A 25080-nucleotide genomic window follows, 5' to 3' on the forward strand; every position below is an offset into this window, starting at 1 on the left:
TCCATTGAAAAAGGATGGTAGTGAGTAGTGGCAACTTGTTTTTTTGTACATTTGCAATGTAACTATGATTAATTCCTTAAATCGCTATATTATGAAACGTATGTTTTCCGTTTTTTTGCTGATTACAGTATGGTTGCTGGTTACACCTTTCCTGCAAGCACAGTCACACGTAGACAAGGTTTTAAAAGATGAAATAACCTCGGACTTGAAAGAGAATATCCTCTCTTTTTGGGAAAGATACAGCGTAGATTCTTCCGGAGGCTTTTATGGTTCATTGGGACGTGACGGTGCCCCGATAGCGGATGCTCCCAAAGGTGGTGTACTGAATGCCCGCATCCTTTGGACTTTTTCAACCGCCTACCGGATGTATGGCGATACTGCCTACCGTAAATTGGCTGACAGGGCGCAACGGTATTTCATAGACCACTTCATTGATTCGCAGTATGGAGGCGTATATTGGCTGATAAAAGCGGACGGTACCCCATTGGATACGAACAAGCAGACTTACGGCTGCTCTTATGCTATCTACGGTTTGTCCGAACATTTTAGAGCAACGGGCAACAATGAAAGCCTGCAAAAAGCCATAGAACTTTACCGGACCATGGAGAGCAGAATCAAAGACCCCGTAAACGATGGTTATATAGAATCTTTCACCCGCGAATGGGGAGTTCCCCAAAAGCTGGGATATGATGGAGATGGCGTTGCCACCAAAACAATGAATACCCATATCCACGTATTGGAGGCATACACAGCTTTATATAAAGTATGGAAGGATAATGGCCTACGCGAACGTCTTACAAAAGTAATAGATTTGATAATAACCAAGCTCTACAATCCACAAACACATCACCTGATATTGTACTGTGATTCGAATTGGAACAATCTGGATGACATCGACTCTTACGGGCATGACATCGAAACTTCCTGGTTGCTGACGGAAGCTGCAGAGGCTCTGGGTGACCCGGAGGTTATCGGGAGGTGCAGGAAGGTAGCATTGGAACTTGCAGACGCCTCCTTGAAAGAGGGCATCAACCGATGGGCGCCATGATGTACGAACGGCATAAGGACAAAATCAGGAAGGATGCTTCCTGGTGGTGCCAGGCGGAAACTGTGTCGGTTGTATCAATGCCTGGCAACTGACTGGTGAACAATCTTATTTGGACAGTGCCGTCCGCACTTGGAACTTCATCAAATCACGGATGATAGACAAGGAGTATGGTGAATGGTTCAGAACGGTGCTGGAAGATGGAACTCCCCGCTACAAGGAGCCTAAAGCAAGTATGTGGAATTGTCCCTATCATAATAGCCGTATGGGGTTTGAGATTGATACCAGACTGAAATGACAACCTTTTATAGATTTGATATTATGAAGAATTTACGAATTTTCCAGTTTGGAATAGTTGTATTGCTGTGTGGTATATTATCTCTGCCGCTTTCTGCCCAGACGGAAGTGATGGCATGGAGCAATATCACGGGTGTCCGTGTAGACGGTGAATTGATAGACTTTGAGTCATCCCTGCGTGTCGGAACCTTGAAAGGAGATATGGAGATTACTGGAAAGGAGAAGCAGGTCCGTCCCGTTTTCCATCGTGAGGGGGATATGCAGGAAGTGACGACTACTCTGCGAGGTGTAAAGTTCCATCAGAAAGTGACTGATAAGGGAAAAGGCTTGGTGGAGATTTCTATTGATGCGCTGTCGGACACGACTTTGAACCAGACAGCCTATTACTGTATTGCTTTAAGTCCGGAAAACTACGTTGATGCCAAAGTAAGGACAAGTGGCAGGAAGCTGACCGTTACTTCGGCCAATAGGAAGTTGGAATTCAAGTTCAATAAGTCTGTAAAGGCCACGGTTGAAAAAGAGTCTACCGGTACTGTTGTGTATATCTCGCTGATGTCGATTCTGAAAAAGGCTGGGAGAACAGCATTGTCTATGGAACTGCATGCTTCCGGAGTGATAGATCACAGTGACGCGGAAATTACATTGGATATGCAGAATCCGGGAAGTTTGTTTGCAGGCTTTGGAGGGAATTTCCGCCTGCAGAATCCTGCTGCCGACCCTAAAGTGATAGATTACTGTCTGGAAAATTTGCGCGTAGCTTATGGCCGTGTGGAATTTCCGTGGAGATTGTGGCAACCCGAAGAAGAATCCGATCCTATTGCCGTGGCACAGAATGGGGGACTGAACAAGCGGGTGGAGGAAAGTCTCCTCATGGCAAAGCGCTTGAAGGCGATGGGAATGCCGGTAATACTAAGCTGTTGGTTTCCGCCTGCATGGGCCATTGACGGAGGTCCTGCAAGTTATGCCCGTCAAGGTGGTGTCATTGCTTATCGTCTGGATAGCCGGAAAAAGGAGAAGATTTATAAATCCATGGCAGATTATCTGTTGTATGCTAAACAGCATTATGGTATTGAGTTCTCCATGTTCTCGTTCAACGAATCGGATTTGGGTATTGATGTCCTTCACACGCCGCAGGAGCATGCAGATTTCATTCAGGAATTCGGTGCTTATCTGGCAGGTTGAATCTTCCTACCCGTATGCTGCTTGGCGACAATTCGGATGCTACGACTTTTGATTTCATCCTTCCTGCTTTGAACAATCCTGAGACTCATAAGTATATTGGTGCAGTTTCTTTCCATTCATGGCGTGGTTGTGATGATGTTACGTTAAGGAAGTGGGCGGATGCTGCCAAAGCGATTAATGTACCACTCTTGGTTGGTGAGGGTAGTACGGATGCCGCTGCTCATGGTTATGCCGAGATATTCAATGAGTCGACGTTTGCACTTTATGAAATCAATCTGTATACGCGTATTTGTGCTATTTGCCAACCACTGTCCATCTTGCAGTGGCAGCTCACTTCAGACTATTCGTTGTTGTGGGGAGACGGCATTTATGGCTCCAAAGGTCCTTTGCGTCCTACACAACGTTTCTGGAACATTAAGCAGCTGGCCTCCACTCCGGCCGATGCCTTGGCCATTCCAGTCAGTAGCAGCAAGAAAAATGTAAACTGTGCAGCTTTCGGAAATATGGTGCGCGGAGAATATGCCGTCCATATGGTCAATAATGGGGCGGATTGTGAGGCTGTCATCTCCGGTATCCCTGCAGAAGTGAAGGAACTGAAAGTCTATGTGACCAATACAAAGGACTGCATGAAGGAAACTGCTGTGAAGGTGGAGAATGGACTGGTACGGGTACACTTGCCGCTATCAGTTTCATTACCTTATTGTCGGATAAATAATTTTGAAATGGAATAATATTAATATATAAAGAATAGTGATATGAATATAACTACATGTCTGTTTACAGTTCTGGGAGGAATGGCCACTTTAGGGCATCCTTCAGAAACTGTACGTTTGAATCAGTTAGGGTATTATCCCCAGCAGGAAAAAGTAGCTGTGGTGAATGCCGGTGAGGTACGTGAATTTACCATAGTAGATGCAGCCACGGGCAATCGGCTACTTTCCGGCAAACCCGGATATACCGCTTCATCCGCTTGGTCGGATAAGAGCAGGACAATATTGGATTTCAGTGACATCACGGTACCGGGAAGATATCTTCTGTTGGTTAACGGCGATTCAGTGGCATTCGAAGTAAAGGAAAAGGTGCTGTCCCCTTTGGCCGATGCCGCTTTGAAGTCTTTCTATTACCAACGTACGGGTATGCCCATCGAAGCGACTTATGCGGGTCGGTGGAGCCGTCCGGCAGGCCATCCAGATGACAAGGTGCTGGTACATCCCAATGCTGCCGGGCCGGAACGTAAGGCGGGAGCGGTGATTTCTTCTCCGGGAGGATGGTATGATGCCGGAGATTATAACAAGTACATTGTGAACTCCGCTTATTCCATCGGATTGATGCAGGCGATTTATGCCCGCTTTCCTGACTATTTTATCCGTCAACGGGTGAACATCCCGGAAAGCGGAAACCACACGCCCGATTTGCTGGACGAGATGTACTATAACCTGAAATGGATGCTGACCATGCAAGACCCTGCCGACGGAGGAGTCTACCACAAGCTGACTACCCCTTCGTTCGAGGGATTTATCAAGCCTACGGAGTGTAAGCAGCCCCGTTATGTAGTTCAGAAATCAGTAACGGCGGCATTGGACTATGCTGCGGCTTTAGCGCAGGCTTCCGTGTTGTTTGCTCCTTACGAAGAGGATTATCCTGGCTTTTCGGAAGTGGCTTTGCAGGCTGCCGAACGTGCTTATGCCTGGGCAGAAGCACATCCGCAGGCACTCTATCATCAGGATCTTCTCAACAAGCAATATCAACCTGCCGTAGTTACGGGAGCTTATGGTGATCGCAGTGCTGATGACGAATTCTTCTGGGCGGCTTCCGAGCTCTATCTTGCTACGGGAAAGACCGTTTACCGGGAACAAGTGAAGAAGCATCTCCCCACCGCATATAAGACTCCTTCTTGGGGCAATACCACAGCGTTGGGCGTGTTTGCCTGGCTGCAACCGGGCAGGGAATATCAGGGTGAAGACGTGGAGTTGGCAAATGCATGAAGGACCTGCTACTGGACTATGCTGCCGAGGCTGTGCGGGGTGCTGACCGCTCTCCTTTCCACGCTCCTTACGGCAACGATGCCAAAGATTTCTTTTGGGGATGCCTTGCCGAAGGGTGTGCTAACCAAGCCACTTCACTGGTTTGCGCCTATTTGCTTACGGGTGAGAAGTCGTACCTGACGAACGCCTACCGCAATATGGACTACATTTTAGGAAAGAATGCCACGGGATATTGTTATGTCACCGGTTTCGGGATGAAAAGTCCTCTGTATCCGCACCATCGTCTTTCTGCATCGGATGATATAGAGGCACCTCTTCCCGGTTTCCTTGTTGGCGGTCCCAATCCTGGCCAACAAGACGGTGTACCCTATCCTTCCAATCTGCCGGATGAGTCTTATGCAGATGTGGAAGGTTCGTATGCTTCCAATGAAATAGCCATTAATTGGAGTGCTGCTTTGGTGGCGTTGGTGTCTTCGTTGGATGCTTTGATGTCAAAATAATGTTTCTATTCAGCCTGCTGCCTTATAAATTCGGATGGGCTGATGTTGAACTCTTCTTTAAAATGTTTGGAGAATATCTTGGGGGAGTTATACCCCAAGGTATATGCAATTTCCGAAACTTGCATCTGGCTTTCTGTCAAGAGTTGTTGTGCACGTTTCATACGGATGGTCCTGATGAATTCGATGGGTTTCTTTCCCGTTATCTTAATCATTTTCTTGTAGAAATAGCTGCGTGATATATTCAGGCTGCTGGCAAGCTCCTCGACGGAAAACTCGGTTTCGCTGATATTGTCCTCTACAATCTGGATGGCTTTTTCCACCAGCTGCTGGTCAAGGGGAGTGATGGTGATACGGCTTGGCTCGATTTTAATGTCCTGATTGAATATTTCCTGACGTTTGACGTTCATCTCGATAATCTTGTTGATGCGCAGCTTGAGGACTTCCATATTGAAAGGCTTGGTGATATAGTCGTCTGCGCCAACGCTAAGCCCTTCCAATTGGTGTTCTTCACTTGCTTTAGCTGTCAGGAGGATAATGGGGATATGGGAGTAGCGTATGTCATTCTTGATGGTTGAACATAGTTCCAGACCATCCATCTCGGGCATCATGATGTCACTGACCACTAAATCAATATCTTCCTTTTCCAGTACATTCAGTGCATGTTTTCCGTTTGTGGCTTTTAATACATGATACTGCCTGGCAAGACTTTCAGAGAGAAATTTCAAGAAGTCGTAGTTGTCATCTACGAGTAGTATGGTGAATGGATGGGATTCTTCTTTTATTTCCGGTCCTTCGACCGGTTCTCCGTTTTTGGTTTCATTACTGTTCTGGTGTAGGGGTAGGGTAATCAGGAATACAGAACCACAAGGCTGGTTATCCCTGACACAGACAGTACCCTGATGCATCTTTACGTATTCGGAAACAATGTGCAGTCCAATGCCGCTGCCTCCGTTGTTCGACTGGTTTTTGCCCGACTGATAGAATCTTTGGAATATTTTCTCCTTGGCTTCATCCTCTATGCCGCAACCGGTGTCGGTAAAGGTCAGTTCCAGATTTGTGCCTCTTACGGCAATATCCAGTGAGATGCTTCCTTTATTGGGAGTGAACTTGAATGCATTTGACAGGATATTTGTGCATATCTTGCGTATCTTGTCATAGTCGAAATCCATGAATACAGAATGTTGTGGAGCGGTAAGGCTATAGCTGATGTTCCGTTTCTGTGCTATCGGATCGAAAGAGTGGAATATTTCACTCAGAATGATAAGGATGTTGTCATGTTTGCATTTCAGGGTTTCAGCCTTGGCATCCAGCTTTCTGAAATCCAGCAGTTGGTTAATCAGTTCCAGCAGATAGTCGGCATTTTGTTTGACCATATCCAGAATGCCTTTACGATATTCGGGATGGTCTACGAAAAACTCTTCAAGCGGATTGATGATAAGTGACAAGGGGGTCCGCAGTTCGTGACTTATGTTGGCAAAGAACTGCAGTTTCATATTGTTGATTTTCTGCTGCCTTTCATTTTCCACCTCGATGGCCTGCATGATTTGTTTCTGCTTTTGGCGTAAGCGCAGATTGCGGATAATGGACAGAAGGATGCACAAAACGATACCGCTATATATGGTATAAGCCCACCAAGTGCGCCACCAAGGAGGGAGTATCTTTATTTTCAGTTCCTTGACGTTGGGGCTCCATATGCCTTGTGAGTTGCATGCCTTGACGGATAAAGTATAGTTTCCGGCAGTCAGCATGGATAGGTTTACTTTGTTGTTTTCAGCATAAATCCAGTTGGAATGAATCTTATAGGCATATTTTATCTTATCCGTTTCCACCAGGTCGAGGGCAGAGAAGGACAGAGTGAATGAATTTTCCTTTTCAGTGAAGGAAAGATGTTGTGCACATTCAAGTGAGCTGCCGTTCAGGATGTCCGGATGGGTCATTCCGGATTTGAGCTCAATACCGGTAAGGTAAATATTGGCATCATAACTTGTGGTCAGGATGTCTTGTGGAATGATAGTCTGGTAACCTTGTGGCGTGCCTATCAGTATATTGCCGTTCTGTAGCTTGAGGATGGCGTGGACATTGGTATCGTTGCATATCAGTCCGTCGCTTACGGAGTAGTTCACGATGGCGTATGTACCGTTTGTTATTTTGATTCGTGAGATGCCGTTGCCGGTACCAATCCACATCTGGTTGTTGTTGTCTTCCGTGACGGCTCTGACGAGGTTGGCGGCAAGTCCGTTTTTCTGGTCAAGGAAGTAGATGGAGTCGTTCTTCTGGTTCCATATACTCAGTCCGTGTGGATGTCCTATCCAAAGAAGGTCTCGGCTGTCCTTATAGACAGTGAGCATATTGTTCTCCTTGAAGCGGCCGGCTTCGGCGTAGATATTATAGGCTTGGGTTTCCGTATCGATGATAATGAGTCCTCCTTTGGTCGCTACGTAAAGGGTACTGTTTTTATCATAGTACATATCTCGGACAAAGAATTCTCCCGGACGGTACAAGATGGTGTCAAACTGCCCGGTTTCCGGATTTAACCTCTGTATGTATCCTTTCATGGTACCTATCCAGATGTATCCGTGTTTGTCTACCTTTACTGTATACACATTGTTCTCGAGAAGCTGGCTGTTACTTACTGTGTATTGTTTGATTTGCCCTTTCGAGTAGCATAGCAGTCCTTTCTGGAAGGTGCCTATCCATAGGCGGTTTTTGGAGTCGATGGATAAGTCGACTACAATATTGGCGGGAGTTGCTATCTTTTCGTATGAATCGGTCACTAGTGAACGTCGGATTAGTCCCGTACCGTCTGTTCCGTAGTAAATGTATTCCTGGCTTGTGTCTTCGCAGAAGGTCAGGATATCATCATATTCCAGGGATTTGTTGCATAGTATGATTTGGGACATGGGGCTATAATAGGAAATACCGTGTTTGAAATTCCCTATGTATATGGTTCCGTCTTTGTCCCGGTAAATGGTATTCAGATTGTTGCTGGCAATGGTGTGCGGTTTCAATGGATTGTGCACCAAGTTGGTAAGCGATTTGGTCAGGGTGTTGTAAACGAACAGCCCCATATGGCTGGTAAGTATCCATACGTTGCCGTCTCCCAGGTCGAGGATGCGTTGCACGCGATTGTACTGTATGTGAGTGTTATTGTTCAGGCTGATGTCCTCCCATTGCTGTGTAAAACTGTTCTTGTGCAAAAGTAGGCTGTTTTGGAAGGTGTATACCCATAGGCTTTCGTTTTGGTCTATGTAAATGTGTGGCTCATGATTCTCCAGCAAAGGTCTATAGATGGTGGGAATGGCTATTTCCTTGACTTCGGAAGTCTGCTTGCTGATACTGTATAGGGTACCGTTGGAGTACATTATATAAATGAACTGGACACCTATATAGAGGTTTGAAATCTTTTCAACTACCAGTGGATAGGCTTTGATGGAGCTGTTGTCCATGCTTCGTATGTAAAGTTTGGAATAGTCGTAGGCCCAAAACTCATTCTTGGATGTTTTTCCCATCCTCAGAATGTTTTTACTGGGGATTTGCAGCCCATCGAGTATGGGTTTATAGTCATTGTCGAATTCACCGGTCTTATAATTATAGATACTGTAGCCGCTGGAAGTCCTTATCCATACATTGTCGTCCGGTCCTTCGAAAATTTCGCTGATGGCATCGTCCGGCAGGTCGGAGTTGTTCTGGTAATACTGCTGGAAGGAGTAGCCGTCGTATTTGTTGAGTCCTGATTCTGTCCCCACCCAGAGGAATCCCCTATTGTCTCTGTAGATGCTTCGGACACTGTTGTTGGAGAGTCCTTCTGTTGTAGAGAGCTGCTTGAACATGACAGCCGGCGGGATTTCCGCTGAGTTACCTTGAACAGTAAGGAGGAAGGCCAGGTTGCATATAAGGAATAGGAGCAGTTGTTTCATGTATTTTCTTTATTAGAAGGATTAACAATATTGTAACTGCAAACTTAAATATAATCCTTCGAACGAGCAAGGAAAGATTTGCGTATTCGTGTGGGATGATATCCTCCGTTTGGTGAAAAATAGTATGCATTTTGTTTCCAATGGCCCTATATGGGTTCTATGAAACAAAACCGGATATTAAAAGACATTTTTAAGGCATCTGTGTTTCCTTTAAGAAAAATACATTTGCAGGCGAGATCATTTAAATCCTAATAGTATGAAGAAAGAACTTTTAGCAGTGGCGATGCTGTTGTTTGCCGGTGGCAATCTGTTGGCACAGCCACATGTCAATGACGGTACTTCGTATTTGATGAACCAACCTCTGGACATGAGTACCGATTTCCGTGACTTGAGTAATACCTTGTTTTTTGCAGATCACCTGGAGTCATTCGATGCCAAGTCGGGTGAAGGGCTGGTGAATTGGAAACGCGGGCATCTGATGCCCCGCCAAGCCTTCAATACCAACGGTGCACAGCCCCGTAAAATGAGAATGCTCGATTTCCCCTTCACTGCCTATGAAAATGACCCTAACCTCAAATTCAAGATTGACTTTGTAACTCCGCGTACGGTACGTATCCGTATGCTAACGACCCCGGTGGAACCCAAACCTGCCGCTTCCATCATGTTGGCAAAGGAACCGGGCAGGGATGGAAGCTGGAAAGTTATCGAGACGAATGACAAGATTATCTATTCCAGCGACTATGGAACCATTCAGATTAACAAGAATCCTTGGAGAATCGTCTTGAAGGATAAAGCCGGACGTATCTTGAGCCAGACTGCCGCTTTGAGCGACGCGGACTCTACGCAGGTAAAATATACGCCGTTCTGTTTTGTGAAGCGGGGAAGCGACAATGCTCGCCGCATCAATCCGGTATTTACCTTGACTGCAGATGAAATGATTTTTGGTTGCGGAGAGTCTGCCACTGGGCTGAACAAGGCCGGACAGAAGGTGAACTTGTTCGTTACAGACCCACAAGGGCCTGAGACGGACCAGATGTACAAACCGATTCCTTTCTTTATGAGTAACCGGGGATATGGTATGTTTATGCATACATCCGCTCCCGTGACTTGTGATTTTGGTGCTACCTATATTGGGCTGAACAAAATGTTCATGGGTGACGAGAACCTGGATTTGTTCGTTTTCTTCGGCGAGCCGAAAGATATTCTGGACGAGTACACCGATTTGGTAGGAAAGCCGGGCATGCCCCCCTTGTGGTCTTTCGGTACGTGGATGAGCCGTATTACCTATTTCAGTGAAAAGGAAGGTTATGATGTAGCGGCCAATATCCGTAAGAACAAGTATCCGTGCGATGTTATCCATTTCGATACCGGCTGGTTTGATGTGGACTGGCAGTGTGACTATAAATTCTCCGAGAACCGTTTCCAGAATCCACAGCAGATGTTGAAGGATTTGAGGTCACAAGGTTTCCATGTATGTTTGTGGCAGTTGCCTTATTTCACTCCTAAAAACCGTTATTTCTCTGAACTGATAGAGAAAGACATGTATGTGAAGAATGGAAATGGTGAACTTCCCTACGAAGATGTGGTGCTCGATTTTTCCAATCCGGAAACTGTAAAGTGGTATCAGGACAAACTGGCGGGGTTGCTGAATATCGGTGTCAGTGCCATTAAAGTAGACTTTGGCGAGGCTGCTCCACTGAACGGTATTTACGCTTCCGGCAAGAGCGGATGGTATGAGCATAACCTCTATCCGGTGCGTTATGATATGGCAGTGTCCGAGATAACCAAGAAGTTGCACAACGAGAATATAATGTGGGCACGTGCCGCATGGGCCGGTTCCCAGCGTTATCCATTGCATTGGGGCGGTGATGCTGCAACTACGAACACGGGACTGCTGGGTACGCTTCGTGCAGGCTTGTCCTTCGGCTTGTCCGGTTTCTCCTTCTGGAGCCATGATATGGGTGGCTTTGTAAAATCCACTCCGGAGGACTTGTATTGCCGCTGGATACCGTTCGGTTTTCTTACTTCCCATACCCGCGCGCATGGGGCACCTCCGACAGAGCCGTGGTTGTACGACAGCAAGCGTGTGCAGGATGTCTTTCGCAAGAGTGCGGAGATGAAGTACCGTCTGATGCCTTATGTGTATGCTCAGGCTAAGGAATGTACAGAAAAGGGCTTACCGATGCTGAGAGCCTTGTTTGTAGAATTCCCCGATGATCCGGGAGCATGGAAAGTGGATGACGAGTATCTCTTCGGTTCGCAGATTCTGGTTGCCCCCTTGCTTGAATCCGGTATGACTGGCCGCACTGTTTACCTTCCCGAAGGAAAATGGATAGACTACCAGACAGAGAAAGTCTACGAAGGCGGATGGCACCGGATTGAAGCAGGCAGTCTGCCGATAATCATGCTGGTACGTGACGGTTCGGTACTTCCTCATCTGAAGTTGGCACAGTCCACTGCTGAGATGGATTGGAGCAAAATGAACCTGAAGGTATACAGTGCTGACAAGAAGCAGGCGGAAGGATTGGTTTGTCTACCTGCCGACAACCGTATTCAGGTTGTGAAAGTGGATTGTGGAAAGGCCAAACCGCAACTGTTGAACCAGGTTGAAGGCACTTCCCTGAGTTTCTGAACTTAATCTTTGAAAATCTATATTGAATTCACCCCTGCCGGTATGGAAGAGAAAGGGATATAGTTACCGAAATATTGTGTCGCATATCTTTTTCCCGATGTGCTTATGACCGGGGTATTTGTTAAACCTAAGTATTTAGTATTTATGAGAAATGTGATGAAGTATTTGGGCATCATGTCAGTATCGCTGGCATGTGCCGGACCTCTCTTTGCAACAAGCGTACAGCCGTTTGCAGGTGTCACTGTCGTACAGCAGAGTGTAGTTACTGTGAAGGGCCAAGTGGTGGATGAGAAAGGCGAGCCCATCATCGGTGCCAATGTCATTGTGGAAGGTACGACAAACGGTATGATTACCGATTTGGACGGTAACTTCTCCTTGCAGTGTCCCGTAGGTGCTACGCTGAAGACCAGTTACATCGGTTATCTGGCACGGACGGTCAAAGTAACCGGGAATATGAATGCTCTGAAAATTACTTTAAAGGAGGATACCGAAACCTTGGATGAGGTAGTTGTTGTGGGCTACGGTACGATGAAGAAATCCGACCTCACCGGTTCTGTCACTTCTGTAAATGCAGAGGAGATGATGAAGCGGAATCCGGTGAACTTGGGACAAGGTTTGCAGGGAGCTGCGGCAGGTGTATCTGTCATCCGTTCTTCCGGTTCGCCCGACGGGGGATTCAACATCCGTATTCGTGGTGTAGCCACCGTAAACGGTAGTTCCGATCCTCTTTATGTAGTGGATGGAGTGCAAGTCGGTACTTCCATTGACTTTCTTAATCCAAACGATGTGGAGAGTATTGAAATCCTGAAAGATGCCTCTGCTACAGCCATTTATGGAACACGCGGTGCCAATGGTGTTATCATGATTACCACTAAAAACGGAAGCAAGGGCAAGGCACAAGTCAACTTCTCTGCCAACTATTCTCTTCAATTCAGCAACAACAAGATAGACGTGGCCGATGCAGATCTCTTTGCCAAGGCAGTGCGCGAATCTTGCCGTAATGGTTCGGTCATGACCAATTTGGCTTTTGGCGAAGAGTACATTGGCAAATTGAATAGTATCGATTGGCAAGATGAAATGTCACGTACAGCATTGCAGCAGAACTATAATCTTTCCGCTTCGGGTGGTACGGAAGCCACACAAGCCAACCTTTCGGTGGGATATCTGAATAATGAAGGTGTTGTCATTGAGTCTTATTTCAAACGTCTGACAGCTCGTGCCAATATCACTCATAAGGTAAAAGATTTCATTCATGTGGGATTGAATTTGAACTATACACATGCTCAGCATCATTTCAGTGGCAATATGCGTAGCTATGCGCAAGCCATTCCTACGATGGACTATGTAGAGAATGGAGTCTTTTATTCTATGCCTATCGTTTTGCCCGACGGTTCATGGGGACATTATAAACAAGAGTCTGATGGTGACATCAACAAGGGAGCCGATAACTTGGTGGCTGCAGCCAAGACCAGTACCGACCAGATTTCCAAATGGGACCGTTTGGTGGCCAGTGCATTCCTGCAATTGGACATTGCAAAGGGATTGACTTTTAAAACCATCGGTAGCTACAACTATTTTACAAAAGGCTATGATGGATATACCCCTTATAATCCTCGTACATTTGGTTCGAAAGACCGTAAGGACAGTTATTCTATCAATCAGAATCAGAACTCGGAGATTGCCTTGGAATCGTTTGTCAACTACGACTGGTCGAATGCCCATCATCGCGTAAGCGCTATGGCAGGTTTCTCTATCAGCGATACGGACGGTGTTTGGCTGAATACCAGTGCCAGTGATTTCCCGGCTGACAACATCCGCCAGATTTCTTTGACAAACGACCCCAGCTCCAAAAATACAAATGGCGGGCGTGACTTGAAGACCCGTTATCAATCTTATTTCGGACGTCTGACCTACAGTTTGAATGATCGTTATATCCTGACTGCTACAGTACGCCGCGATGGTTCTTCCAACTTCGGTTCGGGCAACAGGTACGGTACTTTCCCTTCTGCTTCTCTGGCATGGCGCTTGTCAGAGGAAGACTTCATCAAAAATCTGAATCTTTTCAGCAACCTGAAGATACGTGCAGGTTGGGGGCAGACCGGTAATGCAGGTGGTGGTACCAGTCTTTCTGTTCCTCAGCTCTCTTCTTTGGATTGTATGTATTATGTGATGGCTGGGGGTAGCATGATGAATGCAGCCGGTATCGCACAGCAAAAGGAAATAGATACAAACCTGAAGTGGGAAACCAACGAACAGACCAACATCGGTCTGGACATGGCCTTTATGAACAATGAGCTTTCATTCTCGGTTGACTACTTTATCCGTGACTCGAAAGATTTGCTTATTTATCGTCAGATTCGCCCTTCTACTGGTTTTACGTCTGTCTATACCAATGCCGGACATATCCGTAACAAAGGTTTTGAGATTAGTGCTGCGTGGAATAAGAGTTTTGGTGATTGGAATGTAGGAGTACGTGTGAATGGCTCTACCTTGAAAAATGAGGCGGTAGAAGTCGGTGATCCTATTTTCTACAAAAACAACAGTTCTGGTGGTACGCAGGATGGTGATGACTGGGATAATCATTCCATCACACAGAACGGTTATGCCGTAGGTTCTTATTATGGCTGGAAAGTAGCCGGCATTTTTCAGAACCAGCAGGAAATTGATGCTTTGAATGCTCAATCACCTACGGGCAAATATCAGGATGGCGACACTGCTCCAGGTGACTTTAAGTATATCGACCTGAATGGCGACGGCCAGATTACAGACGAAGACCGTACTGTTATCGGTAATGGTTTCCCAACTCTTTCCTACGGTTTGACTCTTACTGCTTCCTACAAAAATTTTGACTTTTCGATGAATATGTATGGGGTAGCTGGTATGGATATCTATTCTTATAGTGCTGCCCGTCTGACTTCTATGTATGGTCCTGATGGTGGTTACCAGAACGTTTTGGCAGAATACGTGAAGAATGCCTGGACTCTTGAGAATCCCAATGGCAAATATCCGCGTATCACCAAAGGCGATCACAATAAGAATCACCGTTCCAGTGACGCTTTCATTAAAAAAGGCGATTATTTGAAGATTTCGAACATTCAGTTTGGTTATACTTTCCCGAAGAATTTGGTAAAGCATGCGAAGATGGAGAATGCCCGTGTATTTGTCAGTGCAGACAACATATTGACGCTTTCCTCGTATAACAAATGGGGTGATCCGGAAGTCGGATCAGACAAAGTGCTGCTGACAGGTTTCGATGGCGGACGGTATCCGTTCCCGTTGTCCGTATCTTTCGGTGTGAATGTACAATTCTAATACTTAACAGATAAACAGATATCATTATGAAAAAGAGTTTTTATCATATATTGTTGCTGGGTGTTCTCACTTTGGGTACCACCAGTTCTTGTGATGACTATTTGGAAGTAGATCATTACGATATCCTGCCTGAAGATTTCATGTACCAGAATGAAGCAAATATAAAGTCAGGGCTTTATGGTATTTATGATACTTTTTATACCTATCAAGGCAGTGATAATAGTGGCGATGATACGACATGGGGATTTAAGCCCAATGTATTTATTGCCGGACACAGTACGATGGATTGCCAGGCGTCCGGCTGGGATGCCGAATGGCAGCGTCATGCGGTATTAGCCAATAAAGGCTCGCTGGATACGGCTTGGCGTATGAGCTATAAAGGTATTGACCGTGCCAATCGTTTTCTGGCCGGGTTGCAGAATGTGGATGTTTCCGTGCTTTCTGCCGAAAAGAAGGTGCAGTTTGAAGCTGAAGCGCGTGCCATTCGTGCATACAATTACTTGTATTTGTCAAAAGTTTTTGGCCCTGTTCCCATGTTGCTTACGGGTGAGACCTATACAACCAGTGCAGGAAAGGCGCGTCCTGAAAATTTGGAAGGCACTTATCAGGTTATTGAGGAAGACCTTAAGTTTGCTATGGAAAAGTTGGATTGGGAACCTGCCGATGGAGAATACGGTCGTATTACGAAGGGTTTCTGCAAGGCATTTTTGGCAGAACTCTATATGTATCAGAAGAAATTCACTGAGGCCAAGAAGGAATTGAATGATATTATTACCAGTAATACCTATGCATTGGAGCCGTGCTATGCCAATCTTCATGCTTGGGATAACCATTGGACAAAAGAATCGGTTTTTGAGGTTGCTTATCATACTCACGGTAATATGAATTGGGGAGGCAACAGCCACGATGACGGTAAGATATGGTATGGCTATATGTGTGCTGCTCCCGAGTATGGTGGTTGGGGGTCCTTGGCGCTGTCTTGGGAGTATTATCGCTCTTTTGAGCAGGGAGACAAGCGAAAGGAATATACTTGCGTAGGTACGGGGGATGTACATCCTATTACCAATGAGAAGCTGGGTACCAATCCTTCTTATAGTGGATATGTACAAGGCTCTGAAAATGTGCCTTGCGTATATTCACTGAAGTATTGGAGAAAACAGCCGGGTAAGGATGGGTTTGTGTATTGCCCGATTTCATTGACTTTCAAACGTTATGCAGGCATATTGCTGGATTATGCCGAATGTTGTTTCGAGACGGGTGAGGAAGCAACCGGTTGGGAGATGCTCAGGCAAATACGTAATCGTGCGTGGGGTAACTTGGAAATTGGTGTACAGGCTATTGATTTTCCGCAATCAATGTTGAATACAACAGTTGTCGATGTGCCCGATGCAAAGACTGTTTATGCTGAATATAAGACGCGGAAAGGGTATGCTTGTGATGTCTGGAAAGTGGCTTTGACACAAGAACGGCGTCACGAACTCAATGCGGAATTTTCTTTATATTTCGACCTTTGCCGCATGGGGCTGGCTGAAGAATGGTTCAGATGTGAATATCCGAAAACGAAGGCTAATTCAACACCGGAAGAGTGTTGGAAGACTGGCGATTCTTTCCGTTATTTTGAGCACCAGAAATATCAGGAAATTTTCCCGATACCTACTAACGAGATTCTTAATAATCCCCTCATCAATCCGGAAGACCAAAATGAGGGATATTAATGAGTTATTGATAATAAATGATTTGTGAATAAAATATCAGACACTGGTGTCTATCATACAAAGCTGTCACGATAAAGACTAGTATTTGTTACGATAAACGCTAGTGTCTGATAAATGGAGCAATCTCTATAAGATTATTCATGAGGATATGTCATAATGCTTAATAAACACAAATTACACGAATTGTGCAAATCTGGTTATGAGAAAGAAGATGTTTTATTGGATAGCACTGCTGGTTGCATATTGTCTGGCAGGTTGCCGGTCGCATTCAGGGGAGGCAGATATGCAGACACGCATGCGTACAGAGATTGTCACGAATGTCAGAGACAGCGTGTTGCCGTTTTGGATGGATTATGCAGTGGCTCCCGACGGCGGTTTTTATGGAACTGTATTGCGGAATGGTACTCCGGTAGTGGATGCTCCGAGAGGAGGGGTTCTGAATGCCCGGATTCTGTGGAGTTTTTCTGCCGCATACCGTACGTTTAAGGATGAGGCTTATCTGAAGCTTGCGGATAAATCGCAACGCTACTTCATTGATACATTTATAGACAAGGAACATGGTGGGGTATATTGGCTGGTCAATCCTGACGGTGAGGTGCTGAATGCTTCCAAATATACGTATGCCATGACCTACGCCATCTATGGGCTGGCTGAACACTATCTGGCAACGGGTAACAGCGAGAGTCTGGATATGGCTGTCGGTTTATATCATACCTTGGAGGAGAAAGGCCGTGAACCGCAATATGACGGTTATGTGGAATCTTTTACTGAAGATTGGAAACAACTGGATAATTATGATAACAATGTACCCAAGACTATGAATGCGCATTTGCACGTGCTGGAGGCTTATACCCTTTTATATCAGTGCTGGAAAGACGACGGACTGAGGAAACGACTCAAGTTCTGCACCGGGTTGTTTATGGACCGTATTTATGACTCTTCAAGGCGGCATTTTAATTTGTTCTTTGATAATGCATGGAACAGTTTGGTTGAGATGGACTCTTATGGACATGATGTAGAGGCGGGATGGCTGCTTTGTGAGGCTGCCCGTGTGTTAGAAGACCGGCAACTGATGGATAGGGCGAATCGGCTTGCGCTGGATGTGACGGATGCTTGCTTGGTGGAAGGACTGAGTGACAAAGGTATATGATGTATGAAAAGAAGGGCGGAAGAAAAACCGGACATGCCTCATGGTGGGGCCAGATTGAAACGATGATAGCTTGTGTCAATGCCTGGCAAATCAGCGGGAATGACGTTTATCTGCAATCGGCTGATACGGTTTGGACTTTCGTAAAGGACTGTATGATAGACCGGGAATACGGTGAATGGTACAGTGATTGTTTTGATGGAGAACCCAAGAAGGATACTCCCAAAGTGAGTATGTGGCGTTGCCCGTATCATACGGTACGCTTGGGAGTGGAAATACATAATCGTTTAAAATAGTATTTATGAAGAAATTTATAGCAGGTGCAGCATCACTGATGCTTTGTATGGGGCTGCACGCCCAGGATTTCAAAATCAATCCATCGGGATATTTTGAGAATGGCGGGGCCAATGTGATGGTGTTCAGTGACGTCTACCCTGAAGGACACCAGGGAGGACTGACCCTTGTTTTGAATGGAGACCGCAGGGCTGCCAATGGAGATGTGCGCTTTGAAATCTCGCAGGGGCAGTGGCAGGGATTGCCCAAGATGAGAAGCCGGGTGGTGGATGAGGCTGACAATGAAATCCGTGTCACATTGAGTTATCCGGATTCGGCCAAACACATGGCAGGCTTTAATCCGATGCTTTACCCGGATTTTGTTTTTGGCTATACCATTAAGGTCAAAGGCGAGAAGGATTATCTGGTATTGACCGTTGATTTGGACCAACCGGTGCCCGAGCGGTTTGCCGGCAAGTTGGGCTTTAATCTGGAATTGGTACCTTCCACTTTGCTGGGCAAGCCGTGGATTATGGACAACCGGACGGGAGTTTTTCCCCACCAGGCGATGGGACCCACCATGAAACAGTCTTCCAATATGGAGCATATCGGAGATTTCAACTGGCGGGAAAGCTGATTTGGACCAGTTGCTGTTGGATAGAAAGACTTATAATCCGATGATTGCCGATGATATCGTCTCTGCTCCTTTTGCCGAGGGGAAAAAGTTTGTACTCAATCCTCAGGATGATTTGGCAAAGATTACGATTGAAAGTGAGAAAGGAGACTTGCTGCTGTATGATGGAAGGGTAAATCATAACAACGGTTGGTTTGTGCTCCGTTCGGAGTTCCCGGCAGGGACAAAGGAAGGTGCGGTGAAATGGATAATCCGTCCGACAGTTACTAAAGACTGGCGTTATGCACCGGTGGTGCAAGCCTCTCAAGTAGGTTACCATCCTGGACAGAAGAAAGTGGCTGTCATAGAGTTGGATAAACGGGATACAGACTTCAAGCAACCTGCCCTTTATCGCATTGCTGCCGATGGCAGGAAACTGGTAAAGCAGCAGGCTGCCAAGGATTGGGGAGATTTCCAACGCTACCACTATCTGCAGTTCGACTTCACGGAAGTGACGGAAGAAGGGCTCTATCAGGTGATGTACGGCGATGCTGCTTCTCCGGTGTTCCGCATTGCCAAAGATGTGTGGGACAAGGGTATCTGGCAGGCAGAGGTGGAATACTTCTTGCCGGTACAGATGTGCCACATGCGTGTGAACGAAAAATACCGTGTATGGCATGACTTCTGTCATCATGACGATGCACGTATGGCCAAAACCGATATCAACCATATAGACGGATATACTCAGGGAACCTCTACTCTTTGCAAGTACCAGCCGGGTGATTTGGTTCCAGGGCTGAATGTGGGTGGATGGCACGATGCGGGGGACTATGACCTGCGTGTGGAATCCCAGGCAGGCGAGGCCTATATACTTGCCATGGCTTGTGAGAACTTTGGTACCTATTGGGACGAGACTTCCATAGATTTTGAAAAGAAGATAGTCGAGATTCACCAGCCGGATGGAAAAAATGATTTGTTGCAGCAGGTGGAAAACGGTGCTTTGACGATAGTGGCGGGTTGGAAGGCTCTAGGGCGTCTCTACAGAGGGATTCTGTGTCCTACCGTACGCCAGTATGCACACCTGGGTGATGCGTCGGCCCATACAGACCATGTCAGTGGGACTGCCGACGACCGCTGGGTGTTTACGGAAGACAACCCTGGTAGGGAACTTCAGGTATCCGCTTGGCTGGCAGGTATTTCACGTGTCTTGAAGGGACATAACGATGAATTGGGAGCGGATTGTCTGGAGATAGCCCGTGAATTGTTCAGGATTACCCGCTGTGACAACAACCGGGTGCTGACAGCCAAGGTACATGCTGCCGTAGAACTTTATCTGGCGACAAAGGAAGTGGAATACCGTGATTTCGTTTTGCAGCAGCAGGATTTCATCTGCAAGAATATCCGTCAGACGGGTTGGTTCATCGGACGTTTCGACAAAGCTGTGGGAAATGCACGTTTCAGCAAGGCTGTTCGCAAAGCACTGCCGGAGTTGCAGGCTATGTATCAGGAGTATAGCAGTAAAACTCCGTATGGAGTGCCGCATGACAGAGGTAACCGTTCTTCCGGTTCATGGGAACCCCAGCATCTGGGCTACAATTACTGTTACCTGCATGCTGCCTATCCTGACTTGTTTGCACCGGACTATATTTTCAATGCTGTCCAATACCTGCTCGGTATGCATCCGGGACGTAATCAGGCAGCGTTTGTAACGGGAGTCGGTGCCGAAACGATGAAAGCCGCCTATGGTGTCAACCGTGCCGACTGGTCTTATATTCCGGGTGGAGTGTCTCCGGGAACAAATCTGATTCGTCCGGACTTGCCCGAATTACTTCATTTCCCGTTCTTATGGCAGGAGGGTGAGTACTGTTTGGGCGGACATGCTACGTGGTTTATGTATATGGTATTGGCATCTCAGAAAATATTGAATGGTAATGAACAGTAAAATAAAGGTAGATAAGTTTGTAATTGTAGCTTTTCTGCTCTGCATGGTCTGCACTATGGCCATGCAGGCAAAAGCTTATGACAATTTTAAGGTATCGGTCTATGTACGTGCCTACGAGGTAGACAAGATGAAGGACATCCATTGGCTGGATTCGACTTGGAATGTGATTTCACAACAATTGGAAGTGGACAAGATTTATCTGGAAACACATCGTGATTTACTGATTGTGGATGACGCCACCCTGGAGCAAGCTAAGAAATTTTTCCATGACCGGGGAATAGAGACTGCCGGAGGAATTACCTACACCATCAACGAGGCGAACAGTTTCGAGACGTTCTGCTATTCCAATCCTGAGCATCGTGAGATGGTGCGAAAGATTGCAGAACATACAGCAAAGCACTTTGACGAGTTTATTCTGGATGACTTTTTCTTTACCAGTTGCAAGTCGGACATAGAGATAAAAGCCAAAGGTGCGCAGAGCTGGACGGAATACCGTTTGAAGCTGATGACTGAAGCCGGGCGCGACCTTGTGCTGAAACCTGCCAAGAAGGTGAATCCTCGTGTAAAGGTAATCATCAAGTATCCCAACTGGTACGACCATTTCCAAGGTTTGGGCTTTAATCTGGAGGAAGGTCCCCAGCTCTTTGACGGTGTCTGGACGGGTACCGAAACAAGGGACCCTGCCGGCAACCAGCATCTGCAGAATTATCTAAGCTATAATATTATCCGCTATTTCGATAATCTGCGTCCGGGCTACAACGGTGGAGGATGGGTGGACTCCGGTGGACTGAATCTGGGCATGGACCGCTATGCTGAGCAGCTGCATCTGACCATGCTTGCCAAGCTCCCGAAATCATTCTCTTTGCCTATAACCAGCTTCTGGGCGTGAAGTTGTCTCCCAGGTTCCGTACCCCTTGGCAGGGCATGGGCACCAGCTTTAATTATGATGAGATGACTGCCCCTATCCGGCAGAAGGACGGAACTTCCATAGAGCCTACCACCATGGCACGCATTGCGGATGTTGTATTGAAACAGACTGATAAACTGGTAGGTAAGTTGGGTAACCCCATTGGCATCAAATCTTACAAGCCTTTTCATGTGGCGGGTGATGATTTCTTGCAGAATTATCTGGGCATGATAGGTTTGCCGATGGATATGCGTCCCGTTTTTCCGAAAGACCAACAAGTGGTGCTGCTGACTGCCCAGGCGGCTCAAGCTCCAGAGCTCATGACCGACATTAGGAAGCAATTGCAAAGCGGGCGGGATGTGGTGATTACAAGCGGCTTGCTGAAAGCCATTCCTGAAAAAATTGCCGAAATAGCGGAATTGCGTTGTACCGATTTGAAAGCTCTTGTCAATGATTTTGGCCGATACGGACAAGCCGGACGCGATTTATTGATACCGCAGGTTCAGTATTATACGAATGACGCTTGGGAAGTAGTCAGTGCGGGCCGTCCGTTGACGGGAGGAGTATCGGGGTATCCTATTTTGTTGAGAGCTCCCTATGCCGCCGGCAATCTGTATGTATTGACCATTCCCGATGATATGGGGAATTTATATGATTTTCCGGCAAAAGCCTTGAATGAGATTCGCCGCATTATGAGTAGGGATATGGATGTCTATCTGGAGGCTCCCTCCAAAGTAGGATTGTTTGTGTATGACAATAAAACACTGGTGGTGGAGAACTTCAATGATGAACCGGTGGAAGTGCGTATTGTTACCGATGATGAGGTGACGAGGTTGGAAAATCTAGAGAGTGGGGATATTCTGGCTCCCCTTCCTGCCGAACCCGTACAGAGCAGGCGTCCGGTGACACCAAAGAACTCTTTCCGTTTGTCATTACTGCCCCATTCGTATAAGGCTTTCCAATATAAATGACGGGTAAGAAGATTGTCGGATAGTTATTCGGAAGGGTAACGGGAGGTCGGTTCTACAATGGGCCGGCCTCCTTTGCTTCCACTCATCCGTGAGAATGCTTGTGTTCTTTCAATATCCTATGCGGCAGTGTCCCGTGCCCCAGCAACTCTATCGGGCAGTTGAAGTTGCGTTCCAGCCATTCTTCTGTAACGCCGGTATCGGGATGGTAGTCCAGGGTTTCGTTGACGCAGGCAATGGACTTGACTTGCTGCAACACCGTGCCGATGTCATGGCTGACAAGAATAATGGCGCAATCCTTGTTTATCTCTGCCAGCAGTTCGTAGAGGCGGGCTTCGAAACGCTTGTCGATGTATGTGCTGGGTTCGTCGAGAATCACCACCTGCGGGTCGGAGATGATGGCACGGCCCAGGAGGGCACGTTGCAACTGTCCGCCGCTCAGGCGCCGATGGCACGCTGCTCCATGCCTTCCAGCCCCATGCGGGCTATCACGGCAGAGGCTTTCTCGCGGTGCCGGGCGGTGAAGCGTGAAGCCAGCGGTTTCTTGCTGCTGAGTCCTGAAAGGATGACCTCCTCTACGGTGATGGGAAATTTCCGGTCGATGCTGCTGTACTGGGGCAAGTAACCCATGGACAGTTGACAATTGACAGTTGATAATTGACAATTGGCAATTTCGGAGGGGGATGGGGGCAGGAGTGATATAGAATCTCCCCGGCAGTGGGTTTCAGCAGTCCCAGTATACATTTGATAAGGGTAGTCTTTCCACCACCGTTGGGACCGATGATGCCCAGAAAATCACGTTCGTAGATGGTCAGGTTTATATCATGCAGCACGGTCCGGTTATCGTATCCGGCACTGAGGTTCTTTATCTCGATGAGTGCCGCTCCTCCGGTTTTTTCCCCGCAGGAAGGGGGGCAAATGTTTTCGACAGTTGTTTTCTCGTTCTTCATTATCCTTTTATCCTTAATCCCTAATCTTTTACAAGCGCTTTGGCGGTATTCATCATCTCCTCCTCCCAGTCGTATGAGAGGGGATTGATAGCCACCACTCGGGTTCCGGTCTGCTGGGCGATAAGGTCGGCATTGCGGCGGTCGAATTCCGGCTGTACAAAGATGACGCGTACCTTCTCCTTCTTGCAGGAGTTTATCAGGTTCTTCAGATGGGCGGGGGAGGGTTCCTTTCCACCTGCTCGATAGGAATCTGGTGCAGGTTGTAGTCGCGGGCAAAGTAGGAAAGTGCCGGATGATAAATCATGAAGGCACGGTCGGCATTCGGGCTGGAAAGCATCTGGCAGATGAGGCTGTCTGTATGCTCTATCCGTCGGATGAGTGCGTTGTAACGTTCCATGTAGGCGTTTTCATTGGCTTTGTCTATGGTACAGAGTGCATTCAGTATGTCCCCGGCAATGATTTGGGCGTTGATGGTGGAGTTCCAGATGTGGGGTTCCACACCACCGACGTGCGTATGGCCTTCGTGTACATGCCCGTCTTTATGGTGATGCGCATGGGTGTCGTCCAGAATAAGTTCCACATTCTTGGACATATCGAAGAATTGCAGGTGGGGAGCATTGTCCGTCAGCTTTTCCGTCCATGTCTGCTCGAAACCGATGTAGCCGATGCGGAAATAGGCTTTGCTTTGCGCAAGGTCGACGAGCTGCTGGGGCGTGGGGTCGTAGGTTTCCGGACTTGAACCTTTGGGCACCATGCTGACGACGGTGAATTCATCGCCGGCAATGGCTTCGGTGAAATACCGCAGCGGCTCGATGGTGACGGTAATCACGGGTTTATCGTCATTCTTCTTGTTCTGTTGGCCTCCTTGCTTGCACGAGAAGAGCAAGGTGGCTATGAGGAGTAAAAAACAAAACTTTTTCATTTACAATTTACTATTTACAATTTACAATTTGGCTGCGCTGTGGCAGGGGGCATCAACTATTCATTATCAACTATTCCTTATCCATTTATCACTTCCTCTTTCCTTCCCCTCAGTATCTCCCGTTTCCTCCGGGGGGACCTGGAAGACGCTCTACCTTGAATCCTACGGCTTGCAGCATGCGGCGTACTACTCCTTTGGCGCAGTAGGTGGTCAGCACGCCGTCGGTGCTCATGGCGGCATGGATATTCCGGAAGACTTTTTCCTCCCACATTCCCGGTTGCTTTTCGGGTGCAAAGGCATCGAAGTAGACAACATCGAACGGAGATTTATTAATCATTAACAAACTGTCAATGCTTATTGTTTCGACATCTGCCCGCACTTTTCTCAGTGTGAAATAAGGAGTTATGGCAACTTCTTCTTCCCACGCAGTCCGATGCAGTTCCTCGAACAGAGGATTGTCGCTATATTTTAGCGCATCCACCTCCGGCCATGTAAGCGGATAGAGTTCGATACCGGTATAGTGCACAGGTTTCTTTTCCTTTTCGGCAGTTTCCAGTGTGAGCAGGGCATTCAGCCGGTGCCGAAACCGATTTCAAGGATATGCGGGCGGGCAGTAGCGGATGCTTTCAGTCCCATGTCAATGAAGATGTGCTGTGACTCTGTACGTGCCCCCTTTACCGAATGATAATGTTCATTCAGTTCCGGTACAAACAGTGTCGCACTTCCGTCTTCCGTCTTCTCTATGATTCGTTGCATCACTTCTGCTTTTGTTG

Annotated in this window: 13 protein-coding genes and 5 pseudogenes; 14 read left to right on the forward strand and 4 right to left on the reverse strand. The window is 47.0% G+C overall.

Annotation, left to right across the window (positions count from 1 at the left end; translation table 11 throughout):
* Positions 1-91: 91 nt before the first annotated feature.
* The 5 genes and pseudogenes from JCM16496_RS03330 to JCM16496_RS03340 all read left to right on the forward strand — a co-directional run bounded on the left by JCM16496_RS03330 (position 92) and on the right by JCM16496_RS03340 (position 5009).
* Positions 92-1048 carry an AGE family epimerase/isomerase gene (locus JCM16496_RS03330; RefSeq protein ID WP_262482746.1) on the forward strand — a complete coding sequence of 319 codons (957 nt, stop codon included), beginning with the start codon at positions 92-94 and terminating at the stop codon, positions 1046-1048.
* Between the two features lie 43 nt (positions 1049-1091).
* Positions 1092-1343: an AGE family epimerase/isomerase gene (locus JCM16496_RS24545; RefSeq protein WP_262482747.1), complete on the forward strand. Its 252-nt coding sequence runs from the start codon at positions 1092-1094 to the stop codon at positions 1341-1343.
* Between the two features lie 23 nt (positions 1344-1366).
* Entirely contained in the window at positions 1367-2524 is a 1158-nt protein-coding gene (locus JCM16496_RS23385) for a hypothetical protein (protein WP_244440215.1), read from the forward strand.
* On the forward strand, positions 2521-3255 hold the full coding sequence (locus JCM16496_RS23390) for a hypothetical protein (protein WP_244440216.1): 735 nt from the start codon (positions 2521-2523) through the stop codon (positions 3253-3255). Before JCM16496_RS23385 ends, JCM16496_RS23390 begins: the two co-directional genes overlap by 4 nt.
* Positions 3256-3279: 24 nt before the next feature.
* Positions 3280-5009 (forward strand): annotated as a pseudogene (locus JCM16496_RS03340) (glycoside hydrolase family 9 protein).
* A gap of 5 nt (positions 5010-5014) precedes the next feature.
* Here JCM16496_RS03340 and JCM16496_RS03345 read toward each other — a convergent pair.
* Positions 5015-8926, reverse strand: coding sequence for a hybrid sensor histidine kinase/response regulator transcription factor (locus tag JCM16496_RS03345; RefSeq protein ID WP_025832317.1), 3912 nt, complete (start codon positions 8924-8926; stop codon positions 5015-5017).
* 256 nt (positions 8927-9182) lie between these two features.
* Here JCM16496_RS03345 and JCM16496_RS03350 point away from each other — a divergent pair, with 256 nt between their 5' ends.
* The 9 genes and pseudogenes from JCM16496_RS03350 (at position 9183) to JCM16496_RS25380 (ending at position 22438) form a co-directional block, all read left to right on the forward strand.
* Complete coding sequence (locus tag JCM16496_RS03350) at positions 9183-11558, forward strand: glycoside hydrolase family 31 protein (protein WP_025832319.1); 2376 nt, start codon at positions 9183-9185, stop codon at positions 11556-11558.
* 144 nt (positions 11559-11702) lie between these two features.
* Positions 11703-14870 (forward strand): SusC/RagA family TonB-linked outer membrane protein, encoded by a 3168-nt coding sequence (locus JCM16496_RS03355; RefSeq protein WP_025832321.1) that lies wholly within the window; start codon positions 11703-11705, stop codon positions 14868-14870.
* 26 nt (positions 14871-14896) lie between these two features.
* The gene (locus JCM16496_RS03360) at positions 14897-16585 is read left to right on the forward strand and encodes a RagB/SusD family nutrient uptake outer membrane protein (protein ID WP_025832323.1); all 1689 of its coding nucleotides are present in this window, start codon (positions 14897-14899) and stop codon (positions 16583-16585) included.
* Between the two features lie 199 nt (positions 16586-16784).
* Positions 16785-17735, forward strand: a complete 951-nt coding sequence (locus tag JCM16496_RS03365) for an AGE family epimerase/isomerase (RefSeq protein ID WP_262482750.1) — start codon at positions 16785-16787, stop codon at positions 17733-17735.
* Positions 17732-18028, forward strand: a complete 297-nt coding sequence (locus JCM16496_RS24555; protein ID WP_262482751.1) for an AGE family epimerase/isomerase — start codon at positions 17732-17734, stop codon at positions 18026-18028. Before JCM16496_RS03365 ends, JCM16496_RS24555 begins: the two co-directional genes overlap by 4 nt.
* A gap of 5 nt (positions 18029-18033) precedes the next feature.
* Positions 18034-18642: a hypothetical protein gene (locus JCM16496_RS23395; RefSeq protein WP_244440217.1), complete on the forward strand. Its 609-nt coding sequence runs from the start codon at positions 18034-18036 to the stop codon at positions 18640-18642.
* Position 18643: 1 nt separating this feature from the next.
* Positions 18644-20560 carry a glycoside hydrolase family 9 protein gene (locus tag JCM16496_RS03370; protein WP_244440218.1) on the forward strand — a complete coding sequence of 639 codons (1917 nt, stop codon included), beginning with the start codon at positions 18644-18646 and terminating at the stop codon, positions 20558-20560.
* A 61-nt stretch (positions 20561-20621) separates the two neighbouring features.
* A pseudogene (locus JCM16496_RS23400) lies at positions 20622-21847 on the forward strand (hypothetical protein); the annotation flags it as partial.
* Between the two features lie 324 nt (positions 21848-22171).
* Complete coding sequence (locus JCM16496_RS25380) at positions 22172-22438, forward strand: putative glycosyl hydrolase (protein WP_500778592.1); 267 nt, start codon at positions 22172-22174, stop codon at positions 22436-22438.
* Between the two features lie 82 nt (positions 22439-22520).
* On the opposite strand, the pseudogene JCM16496_RS03380 reads toward JCM16496_RS25380, so the two are convergent.
* The 3 pseudogenes from JCM16496_RS03380 to mnmC2 form a co-directional block, all read right to left on the reverse strand.
* A pseudogene (locus JCM16496_RS03380) lies at positions 22521-23310 on the reverse strand (metal ABC transporter ATP-binding protein).
* A gap of 95 nt (positions 23311-23405) precedes the next feature.
* Positions 23406-24307, reverse strand: a pseudogene (locus tag JCM16496_RS03385) (metal ABC transporter solute-binding protein, Zn/Mn family).
* Between the two features lie 77 nt (positions 24308-24384).
* Positions 24385-25063, reverse strand: a pseudogene (mnmC2, locus tag JCM16496_RS03390) (tRNA (5-methylaminomethyl-2-thiouridine)(34)-methyltransferase MnmC2).
* Between the last annotated feature and the right edge of the window lie 17 nt (positions 25064-25080).

The sequence above is a fragment of the Bacteroides rodentium JCM 16496 genome (assembly GCF_000614125.1).
Lineage (GTDB): Bacteria > Bacteroidota > Bacteroidia > Bacteroidales > Bacteroidaceae > Bacteroides > Bacteroides rodentium.

Bases quoted from the DNA above. Each gene is read 5' to 3' on its own strand.
- JCM16496_RS03330 (WP_262482746.1), top strand. From the start codon at position 92: ATGAAACGTATGTTTTCCGTTTTTTTGCTGATTACAGTATGGTTGCTG.
- JCM16496_RS23385 (WP_244440215.1), top strand. From the start codon at position 1,367: ATGAAGAATTTACGAATTTTCCAGTTTGGAATAGTTGTATTGCTGTGT.
- JCM16496_RS03345 (WP_025832317.1), bottom strand. From the start codon at position 8,926: ATGAAACAACTGCTCCTATTCCTTATATGCAACCTGGCCTTCCTCCTT.
- JCM16496_RS03350 (WP_025832319.1), top strand. From the start codon at position 9,183: ATGAAGAAAGAACTTTTAGCAGTGGCGATGCTGTTGTTTGCCGGTGGC.
- JCM16496_RS03355 (WP_025832321.1), top strand. From the start codon at position 11,703: ATGAGAAATGTGATGAAGTATTTGGGCATCATGTCAGTATCGCTGGCA.
- JCM16496_RS03360 (WP_025832323.1), top strand. From the start codon at position 14,897: ATGAAAAAGAGTTTTTATCATATATTGTTGCTGGGTGTTCTCACTTTG.
- JCM16496_RS03365 (WP_262482750.1), top strand. From the start codon at position 16,785: ATGAGAAAGAAGATGTTTTATTGGATAGCACTGCTGGTTGCATATTGT.
- JCM16496_RS24555 (WP_262482751.1), top strand. From the start codon at position 17,732: ATGATGTATGAAAAGAAGGGCGGAAGAAAAACCGGACATGCCTCATGG.
- JCM16496_RS23395 (WP_244440217.1), top strand. From the start codon at position 18,034: ATGAAGAAATTTATAGCAGGTGCAGCATCACTGATGCTTTGTATGGGG.
- JCM16496_RS25380 (WP_500778592.1), top strand. From the start codon at position 22,172: ATGGATGTCTATCTGGAGGCTCCCTCCAAAGTAGGATTGTTTGTGTAT.